Source organism: Lysinibacillus sphaericus (assembly GCF_015844675.1).
GTDB lineage: Bacteria > Bacillota > Bacilli > Bacillales_A > Planococcaceae > Lysinibacillus > Lysinibacillus sphaericus_E.
Genome location: NZ_LDGC01000015.1, coordinates 39,816 through 53,120 on the forward strand (window position 1 = coordinate 39,816; position 13,305 = coordinate 53,120).

Sequence of the window (13,305 nt, forward strand, 5' to 3'; positions counted from 1 at the left end):
GGCAGCTCCTTCGTTTAAGATGATTTTTTTAACATTTCCGCTACAGTGATGGCTGCTCCTTTTTTCGGCTCCTCCACAAACATATGCGTAACCGCACCTACAAAACGACCGTCTTGAATGATAGGACTGCCACTCATTCCCTGCAAAATACCGCCTGTTTTTTCAATGAGCTTTTTGTCAGTGACTATGAATTCAAGGCGTTCATTTTCAACCTTTATAATTTCAATTGAAAAAGTTTCCACCTTACTGCCTTTGATCGCTGTATAGATTTCTGCTTTTCCTGCTTTTATATCCTTTTCATGCATAATTTCAATTGCTTTAGGCAAACTTTGTTGATAACCGTCTTCCCAACGGCCGAAAATTCCATAAACTGTATTTTTATCTATACTCCCTAATCGTTCCTGATGTTTTTCAATGGAGGATATTTTATAGCCAGGTTGGCCAGGTATACTTTTACGAATTTGTTGAATCGAAGCTAAAAAAATGGAGCCAGCATGGAAATTAGGGGCTTCTTGTAAGGTTGAATCGACGATCTGGTGGCCTAACGCACCGTAATTTTTTGTCTCTGGATCAATGTATGTCAATGTTCCTACTCCATCTGTTTCATCTTTTAGAAAGGAAATAACATGTTCAGCTTCTTGCTCCTGTAACTCAAGTGTCACTTCTTTTCCTTCATTTTTTATCGTCCATTTCTGTTGTCCTTGTCGAGCAACAGCTTTTTTGGCATCTGCAAGTGTTTTTACTGTAATATCATTTATTTTTTCAATTACAGCGCCTCCTTTCATCCACTGATTGGAGGCTAATAGCACATCATGTGCTACAAATACATGTGATAGCTGAAGTTGAATACCAATTGCTTCGCCCATCGGAATTAGCTTTTTTGCGGCAAAAGCCTTTACGGGCATGAATAATAAAACGATGAGCATAGGCAAAATGACAAATTGACGCCAACGACGATACATACGACACCTCCTTTTTATTTTTGTCTTTATACTATGTGTTGTTGTGGCGTTCTTATAAGCGGTAAATATTTGCGCAAAAAGAAAAAACCCAGAAACAACGAGCTGTTTCTGGATTCTTTTGCTATCTCATTTGTTTTTTTCGTTCATTCGCCATTTTTAAAAGCTCTGTTGCGTGCTGCAATGTTAAATCTGTAATTTCCGCTCCAGATATCATGCGACTGACTTCTTCGATACGAGCATTCGTATCTATTTCCAGCAATGACGTAAATGTTCGATCATGCTCAACTTCTTTTTTAATAAAATAATGATGATCAGCCATCGCAGCTACTTGTGGTAAATGCGAAATACATAAAACTTGAGAGTTAATGGATACTGCTGCAATTTTTTCTGCGATTGCTTGCGCTACGCGACCACTTACACCTGTGTCTACCTCATCAAAAATAATAGAGGTGATGCCATTTGACGATGAGAAAATCGTCTTTAACGCAAGCATCATACGCGATAATTCTCCACCAGAAGCAATTTTCGGCAAAGATTTTGGCGGCTCGCCCACATTCGTAGAAATATAAAAAATTACTTGGTCTTTTCCGTTTGCATCAAAGAAAGGTAATTCATCAAAATTCACAATAAATTTTGCTTTTTCCATATGTAATTCACGCAGTTCGGCCATAATAGCTTCACTTAAATTATGTGCAGCATCCTTTCGTACAGTAGAAAGTTCTGCAGCAAGCTCTTCAAGTACCGTTTCCATCTCCAGCACTTTTCGTTCTTTCACTTGCAAAATTTCGTCTCGATTTAAAAGCTCATTTAGCTCATTTTTGATTTTATCGTAATACGCTAAAATCTCTTCAACTGTTGAGCCATATTTGCGCTTCAAATTTTGTAATAAGGCTAAACGTTGCTCAACCTCATTTAATCGAGCGGGGTCAAATTCTAATTCGTCCAACACATTTTTAACCTGATACGCAGCATCTTGTAACGCATAAAATGCAGTCGTAACAGATTCGGATGCCTCTTTAAATTGTTCGTCAATAGTGGCAGCATCCTCTAAGGCTCCCATTGCATTGCCGATCCAGTCAAGGCCTTTCGATTCACCTTGAATGGCTTCATATGCTGCACTGGAGCGTTCAAAAATCTTATTGAAATTCATTAGACGACGGCGTTCATCAAGAAGCTCATCTTCCTCGCCAAGCTTTAAATTTGCATCTTCCAGCTCTTTCATTTGGAATTGATACAAATCAATACGTTGTGCCATTAACTGCTCATCAATCGAAATCGAAGCTAACTCTTTTTTTAGTGAACGATATTCATCATATTGAGAACTGTATGCCTCTTGAATTGGTGTAAGTTGTTCCTCGGCAAAATGATCAAGTAAAGAGATATGCTGCTTCTCATCCATTAATTCTTGATTTTCATGCTGACCATGAATATCGATAAGGCTAGCCCCAATATCACGTAAAACAGATAATGGCACAAGTTTACCGTTTACTCGACAAACACTTTTTCCAGAATCATTTAAATCACGGCGTAAAATAATGGTATCTTCTTCAATTTCAATGCCTGCCTCTTCAAGTTTCTTATGTACAGGATGCCCAGAACTTGAAATTTGAAATAAACCACCTAATTCTGCCTTTTTAGCTCCATGACGAATAAATTCGGTATTTCCTCGTCCTCCAGCAAGTAAATGCACTGCATCGATAATAATGGATTTCCCTGCTCCTGTTTCACCTGTTAAAACAGTTAAACCACCTGAAAAACTAACAGTTAAATCCTCGATGATGGCAAAGTTTCTTATACTTAGCTCTCTTAACACAAAATGTCACCTCTGTATCAAATTACCCTGCTATTTTATAGCATCTCTAATAAGCGATTTTTAGTATTTTCACGCTCATCTTCATTACGACAAATAATTAAAATAGTATCGTCTCCAGAAATAGTTCCTAAAATTTGAGGCCAATCTAAATGGTCAAGTAATGATGCAATAGCATTGGCATTACCAGGAAGAGCCTTCATCACTAAAAAGTGTGATGCACCATCAATGCTGACAAAAGCATCAGCTAACGCACGATGTAATTTTTGTATAGGATTGAATCGTTGGTCTGCGGGTAGGCTATATTTATAGCGTCCATCTTGTAAAGGTACTTTAACAAGATGAAGTTCTTTAATATCACGTGATACTGTTGCTTGTGTCACATTATAGCCTGCATCTTTTAAAAAATCGACTAAATCATCTTGTGTTTCGATTTCATGATTGGCTATAATATCCCGAATTCGTATATGTCGTTGTCCTTTGTTCATCTCGGTCACCTCTTATAAATAGTTGAATATTTGTATATTTACACTACCATTTAAAACATAAAAGCACAAGAAAAAACACGGCTCTGTAAACGAGCACGTGTTATTTTAGTGCACTATGCGCTTCTTCAACGAGTGTATTAAAAGCTGTATATGCAGAGACATCTTCATCACCAATAGGATTCACTAAATGGAATAAAAATTCAATATTCCCCTCGCCTCCTGTAATTGGTGAAAACGAAGCGTCTTTAACGACAAAGCCAACCTCTGTCGCCATTGCTGCTGTCTTTTCTAAAACTTCTAAATGGACCTTTTTATCACGAACAATACCTTTTTTACCGACTTTCTCTTTCCCAGCTTCAAACTGAGGCTTTACAAGTGCCATTACATCGCCACCTGGCATTAACAATGTTTTTAAGACAGGTAAAATAAGTGATAATGAAATAAAGCTGACATCAATAGTTGCAAAGTCTGGTAAGCCCTCTGTTAAATCTGGCGCAGTAGTATAACGGAAATTTGTTTTTTCCATGACAGTTACACGTTCATCAGAGCGGATTTTCCACGCTAGTTGGTTGGAACCAACGTCCAATGCATAGCAATGTCTTGCACCATTCTGTAATGCACAATCGGTAAATCCTCCTGTAGAGGAGCCAATATCTAACATTAGCTTCCCCTCTACAGACATATCAAAAATTTGTAGCGCTTTTTCTAGCTTCAAGCCACCACGGCTAACATATTTTAAATCTGAGCCTTTTACTTGTAGTGGTGCATCAATAGCGATTTTTTCCCCCGCCTTATCGATGCGAATTTCATTTGAAAAAACAAGCCCTGCCATAATAGAGCGCTTTGCTTTTTCTCGCGTTTCGCATAGCCCACGCTCTACAAGTAAAATGTCTACACGTTCTTTTGGATGTTTTGTCATTATTTATTCAAACCTACTTGCTGTTTTTGTTGAAGTAACACATGCATTCGTGCCACTGTATCTTCAGCCGTCATATGAATTTCAGCGAGAAGTTGGTCTACATTACCATGCTCAATAAAATGATCTGGTATACCCATACGATCAATCAATGCACTTAAATAGCCATGGTCATGGGCAAATTCTAATACACCACTACCAAAACCACCTTGTAAAACCGCCTCTTCAATCGTTAATATCGGTTTGCGGCTTGATAATATACGATGAAGCATATTCTCATCCATTGGTTTAATGAAACGAGCATTGACTACTTCTATCTCTACACCTTGCTGTGCTAAAATACCGGCTGCTTCCATTGCCATTGGAATCGTCGTACCAAAGGTTAAAATCGTAGCATCCTTACCTTCACGCAGCACTTCCCAGCTACCAATCGGTAACGTCTTAAGCTCATCATCTAACGGAACGCCTATACCATTACCTCGTGGATAACGTAACGCAATTGGACCGCCATCATAGTCAATGGCTGTTTTCACCATATGTTGGCCTTCATTTTCATCTTTTGGCATCATAATTGTCATATTTGGAATATGACGAAGGAATGCAATATCAAATACGCCTTGATGTGTTTCACCGTCTGCGCCAACTAGGCCTGCACGGTCAATTCCTATAAATACATTTAAGTTTGGACGTGCAATATCATGTAATACTTGGTCATAGGCACGTTGAAGGAATGTTGAGTAAATAGCTAAAAATGGTTTCATTTTTTGCGTCGCTAGACCTGCTGCCATCGTAGCTGCATGTTGTTCGGCAATCCCCACATCAAAGAAACGCTCTGGGAAATCCTTTTGGATCCCTTGTAGTTTTGAGCCCACCGGCATTGCAGGTGTAATTGTGACGATTCGTTTATCCTCATGAGCAATTTTACGAACAGTCTCTGCAACCAAACTACTCCAAGCTGGACCTTTCGCTTCTGATTTTACAAAGGCACCGTTTTCAATTTTATAAGGACCTGTCCCATGCCAATTACCGATTGTATCATCTTCAGCAGGTTTATACCCTTTACCCTTTTTCGTAATCACATGAACGAGCACTGGACCTTTTACTTTTTTAGCTTGTGATAAAGTTGCCTCAAGAGCTTCGAAATCATGTCCATCAATCGGTCCTAGATATTTAAAGCCTAACTCCTCAAAGAACACACCTGATACCACTAAATATTTTAAGCTATCCTTTAAGCGTTCAGCAGTTGAAGCAAGCTTACCGCCTAGCACAGGAATCTTATTCATAAGTGATTCCAGTTCTTCTTTTGCTTTTGAATATTCCTTGGCTGTACGAAGACGTCCCAGTACATTGTGTAACGCTCCGACGTTTGGAGCAATTGACATTTCATTATCGTTTAAAATGACAATCATATTCGTTTCAGCATGACCGATATGGTTTAATGCCTCTAGTGCCATACCACCTGTTAAAGCTCCATCTCCAATAATTGGTATCACGAAGTTCTTTTCATTTTTAATATCACGTGCTGCTGCCATACCCATAGCTGCTGACAAAGATGTCGAGCTATGCCCCGTCTCCCACTCATCATGTTCACTCTCAACATGCTTTGGAAAACCACAAAGTCCTTTGAACTGACGTAATGTATCAAATTGACTTGCACGACCCGTCAAAATTTTGTGCACGTAAGCTTGGTGGCCAACATCCCATAAAAACTTATCTTGTGGACTGTCAAACATTTTATGGAGCATAATCGTTAGCTCCACAACACCTAGGTTCGGCCCGATATGACCACCTGTGACAGAACATTTTTCGATTAAGAAGGCACGAATTTCTTGCGCAAGTCGCTCAAGCTCCTTCTTATCTAAGTTTTTTAAAAAGGCTGGACTAGTTATCTTATTTAAATCCACCTTTCTCACACACCTTTTCAATAAATTATTCACCGTAATTGTGTTTCCACCATTATAACAGTGTTATCAATATGCTAAAAGTACGAACACTTTATTGTTTGCACATTGGCAAACGCCCTCACCTATTCTAGCATACTCTATGCCTTTAACGCCTCGTTTTTATCCTAGTTTTTACGATGAACAATATAGGCTGCAAAATCACGTAATAAGCTGGCATCCACTTGCAATTTATCTAGTGCGTTATTGGCATGCTGATAATGCTCAGCAAGCTTTTCCTTTGCCCCATCTAAAGTTAGCAGAGCTGGGTATGTGCTTTTATCACTTGCTACATCTTTACCTGCAGTTTTCCCTAGTTCTTCTGTAGTTCCCTCAATATCTAAAATATCGTCTTGAATTTGGAAGGCAAGACCGATATGATGCGCATATTCTGTTAAAGTTTCGCGCTCTTTTTGCGATACATCAGCTAACACCGCTCCCGCTTCAATACTAAATCGTAGTAAAGCACCCGTTTTATTAATATGGACATGCTCAAGCTCAGCTAAGTTCAACTGACGCTTTTCACCTTCTATATCGAGTACTTGACCCCCAACCATACCTTCTGCACCAGCTGCTTTACTTAACAGATTGACAAGTTCAATACGTTTTTCAGCTGATACATCCATGCGTGCTAAAATGCCAAACGCAAGTGTATTCAATGCATCACCAGCAAGCGTCGCTAATGCTTCGCCATAAACTTTATGGTTTGTCGGCTTACCTCGGCGGAAATCGTCATTATCCATACTTGGTAAATCATCATGGATTAACGAATACGTATGGATGATTTCAATGACTGACCCTACAGTTAAACCATGCTTTAAATTTTGTTTGTATAGTTCAAGAACAGCCAAAACGAAAAGAGGGCGAATACGTTTACCTCCAGCTTTTAATGAATACAGCATTGATTCTTTTAAATTGGCTGGTGCGTCAATTTTCTCAACTAGTGCAAACATTTCAGCTTCAACTTGTGGTATGTTGCTTTCAATAAAATGCTTTAATTGCTCATTCATTTCTTAGTTCTCTCCCTTTAGTGGATCAAATGCTGTCGTTTCACCTGTCTCTTGGACAATTGAAATTAACTGCTCTTCAGCATTTTGTAGCTTGCTATGGCAAAATTGCGAAAGCTCCATGCCTTGTTTATATAAATCAATCGCATTTTCTAGCGGCACATCACCTTGCTCTAGCTGACGGACAATTTCCTCTAGTGCCGTCATTGCTTCTGCGAAAGTTTGTTGTTTCTCTGCCACAATTATTCCCCCTCATTTTTAGGCAAGATCTTTACCACATCAGCAATAACCTTTCCATCATGGAAAGAAAGTGTTAATTGATCCTGTGGCTTAACATCAGCTGCTGATTTCAACATTTGTTGATCTTTATAAGCTACCGTAAAGCCCCTTGTTAAAATGGCAAGCGGATTCAATGCTTCTAAAGTTCTGACGGTTGCCTCAAATTGTTGTTTTTGCTTCGTTACATAGTGCGTTGTAGCACGAGTTAATTGTTGGACATGTGCTTCTAGCTCTCGTTGGTGGAAAGCTAATGCTTTTTTCGGTGAGTGCTGCTCTACAGCACTACGTAATTGTTGAAACTGCGCTGTTTTCTTCATTAAATCGACCTGCATTGCTTTTTGCAATCCCGACTCAAGTTGTGCTAGCCTTTCCGTAAATGGTCGATATAGACGTTCTGGCATTGACAGCGGATAAGATTGTTGGAGCTTATTTAGACGTTGCCGTTCTGCCATAAGTTGCGCTCTTACAATTTGGTGGAGCTGTGATTTTTGTGTAAGCACCCGCTGAAATAAATCCTGTTGATCAGGTACAGCCATCTCAGCCGCTGCTGTTGGTGTAGGTGCACGCAAATCAGCTACATAATCCGCTATAGTCGTATCTGTTTCATGACCTACTGCACTAATAATAGGGATACGACTTTCAAAAATCGCTCTTGCGACAACTTCCTCATTAAATGCCCACAAATCCTCAATCGATCCACCGCCCCGTCCAACAATCAGTACATCGCAACTCGCATCAATATTTGCGCTCTCAATATTGCGAACAATATTTGGCGCTGCTTGTGCTCCCTGTACTAGGGTAGGGTAAATAATAATTTCAGCAAGTGGATAGCGTCTCTTTAATGTTGTACAGATATCTCGAATGGCTGCACCTGTTGTCGACGTTAAAACACCGATTTTTTCAGGAAACCTCGGAATTGGTTGTTTCCACTCAGGTTTAAAAAGCCCTTCTTTTTGTAACTGCTCTTTCAGCTGGTTAAAGGCAACAAACAAGCTACCGATTCCATCTGGTTGCATTTCCTGTACATATAGTTGATATGTACCGTAGCCTTCGTAAACGTTTACATCCCCACGAATAAATACTTGCATACCTTCCTTAGGTTCAAACGCCAACTTTCCGGCCGCTGATTTAAACATTGTAGCCGCAATCCGTGCTCCATCATCTTTTAATGTAAAGTAAATATGCCCCGATTGATGAATCTTGACATTGGATAGCTCTCCCTTTACATAGACTTCACGTAAATGCGGATCAGCATCAAATTTCCGTTTAATATATTTTGTTAATGCTTTTACAGTTAAATAAGAAGCAGATGTCATTTTTCCGGCTCCTTTACTAAAATCAAGTTTTTCACAAAACTACACCTATCATAACATTTTTTATCGTGCCTGACGTGCCAAAATGCAGTTTCGCTTGAAAAAACGACTGTCTTTCATAGAATTGAAAACCTTACTATAACATATCTTAAGACCTCGTATTAGATAAAGTATATCTTTTCGACGAAATAAGGGGTGGAGTTGCGTTTCGACTGAGCGCTTTTCTGGGAGAGCGGATAATAGAGGTGGGGTGGCGGATTGAAACGACAGAATGACGGTAAGAGGACGGAGTGAGGGAAAAATGCAGCTTGGACGACGGATGGATCTGCCGGAGCGACGGATAAAACTGGTCAAGTGACGGATTGAACCACCAGAGCGACGGTATGAAGAAGAAACGACGGATGGATCTGCGGAACGACAGACACAATCGTCGAAATGTTGGATAGAAGTCGAATACCTACCATTTCATTTTCCCAACAAACAAGAAAGCCTCACAACTAATTAAAGTTATGAGGCTTTTAAATTAATAAAATATTAAAAGAAGCGTACCTACAAGAAAGCAATAATATGTAAAGTAGCTAAGCTTCCCGCTTTTCATGATTCCCATAAACCAACGCATTGCAAAATAAGTCATAAATAATGTCGCAATAAATGTCGCAGCATAAGGAATTGCTAATGCACTTTTATTTGGCTCATCTAAAAAATCAGAAATCCCAAGGACAACCCCACCAAGACTTACAGGAATATAAAGCATGAAGGAAAATCGTAAAGCAGTTTCCTGTTTCATACCAACCGCAATGGCTGAAATAATCGTTGCTCCTGAACGACTAATACCAGGAGTTAATGCTACAGCTTGACCAAGACCTACGATGATTGCGTCTTTCGCAGTCAAATCCGCATCCCTTTTCGTACCACGCATATTACGGATTAGCCATAAGGCAATACCTGTCACAAATAACATAAGTGCAATCGTTGTCATACTAACATTATCCGCAATAACATCACTTAATAAAACACCTAAAATACCCGCTGGAATAGAACCGATCACAATGAATATGGAAAAACGGAAATCCGCTTTATAACGATTCTCTCCCGTTTTAAGATAAAGGAAAAAATTTGTGATGAGTCGGATAATATCCTCTCGATAAATATAAACAATAGCTAGTAAAGAAGCTGTGTTCGTTAAAATAGCAAAAGTAAATCCTTGCTCACCAAGACCAAGAATTTCACTTGCAATCATAACATGCCCGCTTGATGATACAGGAATTGGCTCGGTAAACCCTTGGACAAGACCGATAATAATATGTTTGAAAATCAATATTAAATCTATGTTTTCCATAAAAACCTCCCTATTCATATGTATGACCCAAACGTTATATTAGACGTTAAAAACAACGTAAAAGTTCTCGAAATACTTAATCATACAAAAAAGCTACCTCAATTAAAAATTGAGATAGCTTTTTATAAAGAGTCATTCAAAATTATAGCTTAACGATATGTTCAAGCTTATTTTCTGCTGCTTGAACTGTGTTGAATAGTAACATCGTAATTGTCATTGGACCTACACCGCCTGGTACAGGTGTTATATGAGACGCAATTCCATCAACCTCATTGAAGTTTACATCACCGCAAAGCTTGTTGTTTTCATCACGATTGATTCCAACATCTATAACAACTGCGCCTTCTTTAACATGCTCTTTCGTAATAAAGTTCGCACGTCCAACTGCCGCAATTAAAATATCTGCCTGTTTAGTGAACGAAGGTAAATTTGGTGTTTTGGAATGCGTATATGTCACAGTTGCATCCTTTTGTAGTAGAAGTTGTCCCATTGGTTTCCCAACGATATGACTACGCCCTACGATGACCGCATGCTTTCCTGCTATTTCGATTCCTGAAAATTCAAGAAGCTTCATTACGCCAAACGGTGTACAAGGCAAAAATGTTTCTTGGCCAAGCATCATTTTCCCAACACTTACCGGTGAGAAGCCATCAACGTCTTTTTCAACAGCAATTGTGGCAATAACAATATCCTCATCAATATGTTTTGGGAGTGGTAATTGTACTAAAATACCATGAATATCTTCACGATTATTTAATAATTCAATTTGTGCTAATAATGATTCTTGTGTAGTTTCTTCTGGTAGTTTGATTAGCTCTGAAAACATACCGATAGCTTCACAAGATTTTTGCTTATTTCTCACATATGTAGCCGAGGCTTGGTTGTCTCCTACTAAAACAACCGCTAAGCCTGGTGTTAATCCTTGCTCTTTTAAACGCGTTACTCGCTCTGCTACTGAATTACGAATTTCTTGACCAATTTCTTTACCATTAATAATTGCACTTGACATAGACCTTAGTTACTCCTTCCAATTCAACACATGTTATTGTTCTGTAAATTTAGAAAGTACGCCATTAACAAATTTAGACGAACCATCGTCGCCAAATGTTTTGCATAACTCGATTGCTTCATTAAGTACTACTCTTTTTGGTGTTTCTGGCATGTATAAAATCTCGTATACAGCTAGACGTAAAACCGTTCTTTCAATTTTAGGTAAACGGGCAAGCGACCACTTTTCAAGATGCTGTTCTAAAGCAGCATCGATTTCCCCCAAATGTTCAACTGTTCCAGTAACAATCTTTTCATAGAAGACATTTGTTGGTTGGCCTTTAATATGACCCATTGCTTCTTCTACTGTTAGATCGGTATTGTCTAGCTGAAACAAAACTTGCAACGCTTTTTCGCGTGCTTCATGTCGTTTCATGTAAAGCTCTCCTTCTTAAGTGGCATTAAGGTTTATAATAGCATAAATTCGTAAGAGAAACACGAATTCAAGCAAGTTTTAAATAATCTGATACCTTTTTCAAGCAACTTTTCGCTTATTTTAACACCCTGCATTTAACTTTACTAAGAAATATATTGAAATTTAAAATTAACCTTTATTATTTAAATACCAAGAATGTTATAATTAAGGAAATTAATTATCATCTTTTGAGGTGTTTATTATGCAATATGAAGTTATATGTACAAGCTGCAAAAGAACTTTCAAGTTATATGAAGGCGAGGAACAATATAAACAATTCAAAGAACGCAAATCGCACCTATTTTACTGCGATGATTGTAAACATAAAATTCGATTTGATGCGATACGAAACTTCTTTAGCTCTTACTAGTAAACAACGGAGCGTTAAAGAAATAAAAAACACTTTGTATAGCCGCGAACGAATACTTCCACACTATAAAAATTAATTAAGCATAGGAAATTGCACCCGGACCGGCTGAAAGAAGTTAAAACAAATCTTTTGAAACAAATCTTTTGACCCTATAGTTACTATAGGGTTTATTGTATTACGTGGAAATATTCTAGTAGATTTTGATTCATGTATCGTGAAAGATTGAAGGAGAACAGTATGAATAAGAAACAACTTTTAACCTTAAGTATTTTATTATCGAATTTATTCATTGCCTTTTTAGGTATTGGTTTAGTTATACCTGTGCTACCAACACTCATGAATGAGCTAAAAATTTCAGGCTCTGTCGTTGGCTATATGGTGGCCGCATTTGCTATCACTCAGCTTATCGTCTCACCGATTTCCGGTAAAATGGTGGATACCATTGGCCGTAAAATTATGATCGTTGCGGGTCTATTTATTTTCGGTTTTTCAGAGCTATTATTTGGTCTTGGACGCTCAGTTGAAATGCTCTTTATCTCACGTATGTTAGGCGGTATCAGTGCTGCTTTCATCATGCCTGCGGTAACTGCATATATCGCTGATATTACAACCTTGTCACAACGTCCAAAGGCTTTGGGTTATATGAGTGCAGCGATTAGTACTGGCTTCATTATCGGACCTGGTATCGGTGGATTTTTAGCCGAATTCGGAACGCGCATCCCATTTTATGCTGCCGGTATACTTGGGTTTTTAGCAGCGATCTTGTCATTTATTTTACTAAAAGAACCGACACGTGCTGATGATGATGAACAGTCTGCACCATCAATTTTAGGCAGTGTGAAGCGTATTTTTAGCCCACTATACCTTATTCCATTCGTGCTTATTTTCGTACTATCATTTGGTTTAGCTGCATTTGAATCGTTATTTAGTCTATTTGTGGATCATAAATTCGCATTTACACCTTCAGATATCGCGATTATTATTACGGGAAGCGGAGTAGTTGGGGCTCTTGCTCAGCTAGTATTATTCGATTGGCTGACAAAGAAAATGGGCGAGATTAATCTTATCCGTTATTCACTCATCCTATCTGCTGTTTTAACATTTGCTATGACATTCGTAAGCCACTATTTCGCAATATTATTTGTCACATTCTTTATTTTCGTCGGTTTCGATTTAATTCGTCCTGCCGTTACCTCTTATTTATCTAAAATCGCTGGTAATGAACAAGGATTCGTTGGTGGCATGAACTCCATGTTTACAAGTCTTGGAAATATATTCGGTCCTATTTTAGGTGGTGTATTGTTCGATATCAATTTGAACTATCCGTATTACTTTGCAACAATTGTTTTAACACTCGGCGTTATCCTTGCTCTGTTTTGGAGAAAGCCAAAACAAATTGAAATATAATAAAGTAACTAT

The 13,305-nt window shown here is 38.5% G+C and carries 13 protein-coding genes; 2 read left to right on the forward strand and 11 right to left on the reverse strand.

Translation table 11 applies throughout. The annotated features are described in order from the left end of the window. Positions 1 to 14: 14 nt before the first annotated feature. The 11 genes from ABE34_RS05740 to nusB form a co-directional block, all read right to left on the reverse strand. Positions 15 to 962 (reverse strand): SpoIVB peptidase S55 domain-containing protein, encoded by a 948-nt coding sequence (locus ABE34_RS05740; RefSeq protein ID WP_197141061.1) that lies wholly within the window; start codon positions 960 to 962, stop codon positions 15 to 17. A gap of 121 nt (positions 963 to 1,083) precedes the next feature. Then, positions 1,084 to 2,775, reverse strand: a complete 1,692-nt coding sequence (recN, locus tag ABE34_RS05745; protein ID WP_197141062.1) for a DNA repair protein RecN — start codon at positions 2,773 to 2,775, stop codon at positions 1,084 to 1,086. 35 nt (positions 2,776 to 2,810) lie between these two features. Then, the gene (gene ahrC / locus ABE34_RS05750) at positions 2,811 to 3,260 is read right to left on the reverse strand and encodes a transcriptional regulator AhrC/ArgR (protein ID WP_197141063.1); all 450 of its coding nucleotides are present in this window, start codon (positions 3,258 to 3,260) and stop codon (positions 2,811 to 2,813) included. Between the two features lie 100 nt (positions 3,261 to 3,360). Next, positions 3,361 to 4,179 carry a TlyA family RNA methyltransferase gene (locus ABE34_RS05755; protein ID WP_197141064.1) on the reverse strand — a complete coding sequence of 273 codons (819 nt, stop codon included), beginning with the start codon at positions 4,177 to 4,179 and terminating at the stop codon, positions 3,361 to 3,363. Beyond that, a complete protein-coding gene (gene dxs, locus ABE34_RS05760) occupies positions 4,179 to 6,080 on the reverse strand; it encodes a 1-deoxy-D-xylulose-5-phosphate synthase (protein WP_197141065.1) in 1,902 nt (633 codons plus the stop codon). Before dxs ends, ABE34_RS05755 begins: the two co-directional genes overlap by 1 nt. Positions 6,081 to 6,244: 164 nt before the next feature. After that, complete coding sequence (locus tag ABE34_RS05765) at positions 6,245 to 7,126, reverse strand: polyprenyl synthetase family protein (protein ID WP_197141066.1); 882 nt, start codon at positions 7,124 to 7,126, stop codon at positions 6,245 to 6,247. Between the two features lie 3 nt (positions 7,127 to 7,129). After that, positions 7,130 to 7,363 carry an exodeoxyribonuclease VII small subunit gene (gene xseB / locus ABE34_RS05770; protein WP_079561801.1) on the reverse strand — a complete coding sequence of 78 codons (234 nt, stop codon included), beginning with the start codon at positions 7,361 to 7,363 and terminating at the stop codon, positions 7,130 to 7,132. A gap of 2 nt (positions 7,364 to 7,365) precedes the next feature. Continuing rightward, positions 7,366 to 8,718, reverse strand: a complete 1,353-nt coding sequence (gene xseA / locus ABE34_RS05775) for an exodeoxyribonuclease VII large subunit (RefSeq protein WP_197141067.1) — start codon at positions 8,716 to 8,718, stop codon at positions 7,366 to 7,368. 520 nt (positions 8,719 to 9,238) lie between these two features. Further along, a complete protein-coding gene (locus ABE34_RS05780) occupies positions 9,239 to 10,054 on the reverse strand; it encodes an undecaprenyl-diphosphate phosphatase (protein WP_197141068.1) in 816 nt (271 codons plus the stop codon). A gap of 142 nt (positions 10,055 to 10,196) precedes the next feature. After that, positions 10,197 to 11,063, reverse strand: coding sequence for a bifunctional methylenetetrahydrofolate dehydrogenase/methenyltetrahydrofolate cyclohydrolase FolD (folD, locus tag ABE34_RS05785; RefSeq protein WP_079561804.1), 867 nt, complete (start codon positions 11,061 to 11,063; stop codon positions 10,197 to 10,199). A gap of 33 nt (positions 11,064 to 11,096) precedes the next feature. Then, positions 11,097 to 11,477, reverse strand: a complete 381-nt coding sequence (nusB, locus tag ABE34_RS05790) for a transcription antitermination factor NusB (protein ID WP_197141069.1) — start codon at positions 11,475 to 11,477, stop codon at positions 11,097 to 11,099. A gap of 241 nt (positions 11,478 to 11,718) precedes the next feature. Here nusB and ABE34_RS05795 point away from each other — a divergent pair, with 241 nt between their 5' ends. Both ABE34_RS05795 and ABE34_RS05800 read left to right on the forward strand, forming a co-directional pair. Continuing rightward, entirely contained in the window at positions 11,719 to 11,886 is a 168-nt protein-coding gene (locus ABE34_RS05795) for a DUF2197 domain-containing protein (RefSeq protein WP_197141071.1), read from the forward strand. A 237-nt stretch (positions 11,887 to 12,123) separates the two neighbouring features. Next, positions 12,124 to 13,293, forward strand: coding sequence for an MFS transporter (locus tag ABE34_RS05800; protein ID WP_197141072.1), 1,170 nt, complete (start codon positions 12,124 to 12,126; stop codon positions 13,291 to 13,293). Positions 13,294 to 13,305 lie beyond the last annotated feature (12 nt).

Excerpts from the sequence above, each read along its gene's own strand:
- ahrC (WP_197141063.1), bottom strand. The coding sequence starts at position 3,260 with ATGAACAAAGGACAACGACATATACGAATTCGGGATATTATAGCCAAT.
- ABE34_RS05795 (WP_197141071.1), top strand. The coding sequence starts at position 11,719 with ATGCAATATGAAGTTATATGTACAAGCTGCAAAAGAACTTTCAAGTTA.
- ABE34_RS05755 (WP_197141064.1), bottom strand. The coding sequence starts at position 4,179 with ATGACAAAACATCCAAAAGAACGTGTAGACATTTTACTTGTAGAGCGT.
- ABE34_RS05800 (WP_197141072.1), top strand. The coding sequence starts at position 12,124 with ATGAATAAGAAACAACTTTTAACCTTAAGTATTTTATTATCGAATTTA.
- nusB (WP_197141069.1), bottom strand. The coding sequence starts at position 11,477 with ATGAAACGACATGAAGCACGCGAAAAAGCGTTGCAAGTTTTGTTTCAG.
- ABE34_RS05765 (WP_197141066.1), bottom strand. The coding sequence starts at position 7,126 with ATGAATGAGCAATTAAAGCATTTTATTGAAAGCAACATACCACAAGTT.
- ABE34_RS05740 (WP_197141061.1), bottom strand. The coding sequence starts at position 962 with ATGTATCGTCGTTGGCGTCAATTTGTCATTTTGCCTATGCTCATCGTT.
- folD (WP_079561804.1), bottom strand. The coding sequence starts at position 11,063 with ATGTCAAGTGCAATTATTAATGGTAAAGAAATTGGTCAAGAAATTCGT.
- xseA (WP_197141067.1), bottom strand. The coding sequence starts at position 8,718 with ATGACATCTGCTTCTTATTTAACTGTAAAAGCATTAACAAAATATATT.
- ABE34_RS05780 (WP_197141068.1), bottom strand. The coding sequence starts at position 10,054 with ATGGAAAACATAGATTTAATATTGATTTTCAAACATATTATTATCGGT.